A 4,742-nucleotide genomic window follows, 5' to 3' on the forward strand; every position below is an offset into this window, starting at 1 on the left:
TTCGCCTTGGAGACGCGTGTCTCGAACGCTCGGCGTTCGCGTTCCCCGTCTGTCTCGGACCCCTGAACGTAGATAACAGCGGAGAGTTTCTGTCCAGGTGGCGTCTGTGAGGCGGCGGCGTTGGCGGGCGGGGATTCGGTGCTGTTGTTCGTTGAACTCTGGGCAGCAGGAGCTGTGAGTGGCCCGTCAGAGACAGCGGCAACTGTCTGTGTCGGACTACTCGGGGCGGCAATAGCGAGCGGTGCACCCACCGTCGCCAGCAACACGAGCGCAGCGACAGCAAGTGCAGCGGTTCGTCGGCTCATCACGCCACTGTTGGACTCCCGATTCAATATAAGCGTGCGGTCGTGGCCGCGAATCAACTCCAGTTAACGGCAGTTTGGGGGTTCCAAACCAACACGCCTCCGTCTCCCGATTAGCAGGTACTGAGAACCGTGAACGGTCGTAAGCCTTTTATTGGTCCTCGGAATCGTCGTCTTCTGGCAGCCTAAGTACGTTTTCGCGGCCGAGGCGGAAGCCTTCGATGGTACCCTCGTCGCGCATCCCGCGAACGACCTTGCTCGTCTTCGCGTCGGTCCAGTCGAGCGCGCCGGCGACTTCCTGTTGCTTGACGCGGCCGCCGCGAGACTCGATGAGGCGAAGGACGCGCTCTTCGTTGCTGAGGAGTTCGGACGGTGGACTCGGGGTCTCGTCGCCAGCCTCGTCGGCCGACGGTTCGGGACCTGCCACGCTCCCCTCGTCGCCCGAATCCGCTTCGGCGGCTGTGTCGCTGGCAGCGCCCGGACCAGCGGTTGGCCCTGTCGTTTCAACGCTATCGGCTGACGAGGGTTCGCCGCCACCGAATACTCCGCGTGACCGGAGGTACATAGCTGCACCACCGACAAGTATCGCCACGAGGGCAAGTGCGGCGAGCGCGCCTGTCGTGGAGAAGGGACTGTCTGCCGTGTCCGGCGTCGGACTCTGCGTCGTCCCGGGTCCACCCGCGCCGCGTTCGAGGACGACGCTGGGTTCACCCGAGACGAATTCGGTTTGGGAACCGCGCCAGATAGCCGTGTTTTCTCGGGTGTCGTCGGCCGACGGTTCGACCGTCACCGCGCCGTACTCGTCGGGCCACGAGACGATAAGTCGGGAACTGCTATCGAGGAAAAAACCCTCGATGGAATCGCCGACGACGATTCGGTCACCGTCGACCGCCGCGAAGTTGGACCAGTCGAACGAGTAAGTGACGACGCCATAGCTGTCGGGAAGCGACCGCGTTTCGGCCGAGACAGAGATGTTCGTCTCGGCCATCTCGCGACCGGTCGCGTTCTCCGCGGCGGTGACCGTCGAGTTGATACGGTCCGCGAACGCGGCCGTGTAATCGCCCGGGTTGGCTCGTACGTCTTCCTGTAACGACTGGAAGGCGTCGGTGGTGTTCTGGTCGTCGAGTCGGGTCCAGTATTGGATTTCCCAGCGAGCATCGCCACTCGCGTCGACATCGACGACGATACGCGTGCTGTCAGGCTCGACGCCCTGCTGGACGAGAGGCTCGACACCGGGGCCGGTTGCTGACCCCTGTGCCGTGACTGGTGCGGCCACGGCAAGCACACAGAGCACGGCACATAGCAGTGCGGAGACAGCGTGTCGTGTCGCCATTGGACGTTCCTGTGTGCGCACACAGAAAAAGTGACGCGATTCAGTTCGTCCAGCGTCTGACAACCGGCAGACGCGACCTAACGGCAGTGTTCGCCACAGCGATTGCTTCATCAGCGTCCGCCCGGGTGACGCCGTGGCCGTACCGGGCGCGCTCGTAGATTCGACCGACGTGCCGAGTTCGTTCGTCGAGGCCGACCCGAGAGAGTGCGTCGAGGTAGTGCCGAACCGTCTCGCCGGGGCGGCGCGGTCGATATTCGCGTTCGAGTGCGAGTTCCAGACGGTCGTACGCGCGGAACACGTCGTGTGCTGGCGAGTCAGTTCGTCGCTGATATGCCGCGGTGGTCACAAAGCGAAGTTGGTCCGGGAACCGAGTCCGACGGACGCCCGCGACGAGACCGACGAGGGCGGCAAAGCCAACAAACAGCGTCTCCCGCGACGGTAACGTCGGATTGAATCCGCCGCCCGTGTCATCCGTGCCCGTCGTGTTACTGGCGGTTGGGGTGATACCGAGGCGCTCGTCGAGGCTGGGAGGGCGGCGGTTTTCGGTCGTCGTGTTCGATTCCGTCTCGTTCGGCGTCTCGGTGGGAGTTGGCGTAACCTCCTCGAACGTGTTCTCCTCATCTTTCGTCTCGTTGGTGTCGACTCCCGCAAGACCCTCGGTTCGGGCGTCGTCGAGCGCCGTCGATTCGGCGTTCCGCCGGGGGCCTGTGGGCGTCGGGTCGAAGCGAACCCATCCGGTGTCCTCGAAGTACACCTCGACCCACGCGTGCGAGTCGAGGCCGCGAACGACGTACCGGTCGTCACCAACGCGTTCGCCTGTCGTGTAGCCGGTTACGAAGCGCGCCGGAACGCCCTCAGAGCGCAGGAGGACGACCATCGTCGAAGCATAGTAGGTGCAGTATCCCTCCTCCATCTCGAAGAGGAACGATTCGGCGATGTCTCCGTCCGGACGCGACACCTGCAAGGAGTAGTTCTTGTTCGTTTCGAGCCATTTCTCGACGGCGACGGCCTTGTCGTAGGGTGTCTCCGCAGTGGCTGTTATCTCGGCGGCGTGCTCGCGAACGCGGTCAGACGTGCTGTCGGGGAGCACAAGATAGCGCTCGCGAATCTCGTCCGGGTAGTCGGTTCCGGTTCGCCGGAGTGATGCCGGGGTGTACTGCGGGACGGCGCTCGGCACGTTGTAGGGCTCGTCCGTGCCGATAGTCCGACTGGGTCGGATATTCCCTTGCTGGGTGACGAGCGTCTCGGATGCAACATCCCCGTTGACGGCGACCGGTCGCCACGCCGCGGGCATCGCATCGAGCGGTGTCGCCGGCGAGACAGTCTGTTCGACCAGCCGTGACGGTCCCTTTGGGCCAGTCAGTCGTCCGCCTGAGTAGGGTTCAGCATCGCCGGTACGAACCCACCCGTCGCCCGTATATCGGTCGAACGAGGCTGTCTGCCAGTACGACGGCGACGTGCTCTCGACCTCGAACCGAACCTTCGGCGAGAGACTGATGCTCCCGATGACGGAGATGCGGTCGCTTGCGCTCACCAGACTGGCTTCGACGGTCGGTTGCTCGGCCACGCCGCCGCTCGGGATGACGGGCGACGCGCCCGCACCGGGGAGCACCGTGACACTGGCCGAGAGGACAATCATCGCGGCGAGAACGATAGTAAGGACGTCGAGTTGGCCGCCGTCGCGACCGAATCGGTCGATACCGTCAAAGCCAACCGCCGCCATGCCCGCGGCGATGCCGACGAACGTGAGCGTTCCGGTCGCGTCGGTCGTCAGAACGAACAATCCGAGGCCGCTCCCGGCGATGGCGACCGCGGGGGCGATACGACCCCGGACAGCGAGGTACCACGCGAGAAACGTCGGACCGGGCGTTACTGCGAGCGCCCATACGTCCGCAGAGAGCAGGCGGAGCGCCGACAGGCCGCTGAGCAACGCCAGCGAGTCGGCGAGGATTCGCTCCGGTGAGAGCAACGCGAGTTGACTCGGCGGGAGTGCAAGAAAGTACGCAGCGAAGCCGCCACCGGCGGTGGGTGCGCCGGGGGCGAGGGCGGCGCGCGGGCGAACCGGGCGCCCGACAATGGTCGCGAGGACGAGCGTTCCGGCCGCGAGAAGGACAAACTGGGTGCGTCGACCGACCACGTCGGTGATGTCGTAGAGTACGGTGAGGAACGTCCCGAGGAGGACGAGCGTTCCGGCCACGGCCAACAGATTCGCGGGGATTCCAAAGACCGTGTGCTGCGCCGTCGAATCGGTCGCTTCCGTCGAAGACGACCGTCTGCGGGGCGATTCGGTACTCATGCTGTCACCCCGTGTCGTCCAGACTGACCTATTCCACCGTCGCCGGACCGGCCATCCGCAGAGGCACCCGTGTCCGTGGTCTCGCTCACCCGAAGTTGGTCGAACGTCGTCTCGCGCCCGGCAATCCGCACGTGTGTCCGTCCGGCGTCACCGCGGACGACGACTTCAGCGGTCTCGTCCGGGACCACGCCCGTCCGCATCCGCGAGAGGTGAGCGAGGATACGCCGTCCGTCGCCGGGTGCCGCATCGACGATGCCAGCGGGCGTCGTGAGACGGACCGGGATGCCCACATCGAGGAGTGAACAACAGAGCGTCGCGGCCGCCTCAGCCACATCGTCTTCGTAGCCGTCCGACGTGCCGACCGAGACGGCCACTGCGTCGGATGCAGCGCGGTCGTTGTACGCCTTCACCACGAGGTCGCCCGATTTGGCGCTCGATTTCCAGTGGATATCGCGGAGCGAGTCGCCCGGAACGTACTCGCGGAGACGGTCGAACTCGTCGCGGTCGTCGGTTAGTTGGCGCGTAACGAGCGCCGAGAGGTTGCGCCGAGCCGTCGCGGTGAGCGACCGAACGCGGGGAAAAACGAGTACCTCGGTCGTTTCGCCGACAGTGAAGGACTTCGAGAACAGGCTGAAGAGGTCGTGTGCGACGATAGTCACCGGGCCAATCGTCGCCGGGCCGCGAGCGCGGTACGTCACGTCGTACGAACGTCGCCCGTCGCCGACGACCGACTCGATTGTCGCCTCTCCCGAGAGACCGTCCGAGAGCGCGTCCGTCGTCGTCGCCGGAAACGCCCTGTCGGCCTCAATAG

3 protein-coding genes and 1 pseudogene are annotated in these 4,742 nt (G+C 65.1%); all 4 read right to left on the bottom strand.

The genetic code is table 11. The features are described 5' to 3' along the window. A pseudogene (locus QT222_RS06355) lies at positions 1–305 on the bottom strand (hypothetical protein); the annotation flags it as partial. A 148-nt stretch (positions 306–453) separates the two neighbouring features. After that, the gene (locus QT222_RS06360; RefSeq protein ID WP_004059385.1) at positions 454–1,635 is read right to left on the bottom strand and encodes a helix-turn-helix transcriptional regulator; all 1,182 of its coding nucleotides are present in this window, start codon (positions 1,633–1,635) and stop codon (positions 454–456) included. Positions 1,636–1,675: 40 nt separating this feature from the next. Further along, positions 1,676–3,931 (bottom strand): transglutaminase TgpA family protein, encoded by a 2,256-nt coding sequence (locus QT222_RS06365; RefSeq protein WP_491476675.1) that lies wholly within the window; start codon positions 3,929–3,931, stop codon positions 1,676–1,678. After that, on the bottom strand, positions 3,928–4,742 hold an 815-nt coding region (locus QT222_RS06370), incomplete at its 5' end, for a DUF58 domain-containing protein (RefSeq protein ID WP_491476676.1). The genes QT222_RS06365 and QT222_RS06370, both read right to left, overlap by 4 nt.

It is taken from the genome of Haloferax sp. s1 (genome assembly GCF_058382125.1).

What these genes read in the sequence shown, in the direction of transcription:
- QT222_RS06360 (WP_004059385.1), bottom strand. Translation starts at nt 1,635, where the DNA reads ATGGCGACACGACACGCTGTCTCCGCACTGCTATGTGCCGTGCTCTGT.
- QT222_RS06365 (WP_491476675.1), bottom strand. Translation starts at nt 3,931, where the DNA reads ATGAGTACCGAATCGCCCCGCAGACGGTCGTCTTCGACGGAAGCGACC.